The organism is Oleiphilus sp. HI0043 (assembly GCF_001634935.1).
This window is the reverse complement of record NZ_LWEY01001941.1, coordinates 1-755: the sequence shown is the minus strand read 5'-3', so window position 1 is coordinate 755 and position 755 is coordinate 1. Positions and strand designations below refer to the sequence as shown.

The following is a 755-nucleotide window of genomic DNA, read 5'->3' as shown; positions in this document are numbered from 1 at the left end:
TCGATCGGTGTCGCCGTATACAAGTATGGAGAGAGTGCAGAGCAGCTAATTCGTAAAGCTGATAAGTTCATGCACGAGGCAAAACGTTCAGGAAAGAATAAAGTTGTGGGCGGTTCAAATGTAGGTTCTGACAGCAAAGAGTCATCAAGTACGCTTATTTAAAACAATCAAGCGGCCATAATTACTGACCGCTCAGCACACTAAGTACTAGTCATTAGTAATCAGCGTTCCAACACCTTCATCTGTAAAGATTTCCAAAAGTGTTGAGTGGCTAACTCGACCGTCAATAATGTGCGAACTCTTTACTCCGTTTTTCACAGCCTCTAAAGCGCACTTAATTTTCGGCAACATACCGCCGTATATCGTTCCATCAGCAATCAACTCATCGACCTGAGCAGTTGATAAACCTGTTAACACCTCTCCCGATTTATCCTGCAGACCAGAAATATTTGTCAGTAGAATAAGTTTTTCTGCTGCTACCGCCTCAGCTACTTTTCCAGCAACCAAGTCAGCATTGATATTATAAGACATCCCATCTTCACCGACTCCGATCGGTGCAATAACGGGTATCACATCACTTTTGGTCATCATATCAATAACCGAGGTATCGACCGACTTGACCTGACCAACATGACCGTAATCTATAATTTCTGGTCGATCAACTTCTGGAGTTATTTTATCGACATGAAGTTTAGTTGCCTTGATCAGGTTTGCATCCTTCCCTGTAAGACCTATTGCCTTACCTCCATTGCTGT

2 protein-coding genes are annotated in these 755 nt (G+C 42.8%); one reads left to right on the top strand and one right to left on the bottom strand.

Annotation, left to right across the window (positions count from 1 at the left end; all coding sequences use genetic code 11):
- The first annotated feature begins 3 nt into the window (after window positions 1-3).
- Window positions 4-162 (top strand): hypothetical protein, encoded by a 159-nt coding sequence (locus A3729_RS34765; RefSeq protein ID WP_369820173.1) that lies wholly within the window; start codon window positions 4-6, stop codon window positions 160-162.
- A 45-nt stretch (window positions 163-207) separates the two neighbouring features.
- Here the strand turns inward: A3729_RS34765 and argB are convergent.
- Window positions 208-755 (bottom strand): acetylglutamate kinase (argB, locus tag A3729_RS29995; protein WP_197476299.1); only part of this gene is annotated, 548 nt, incomplete at its 5' end.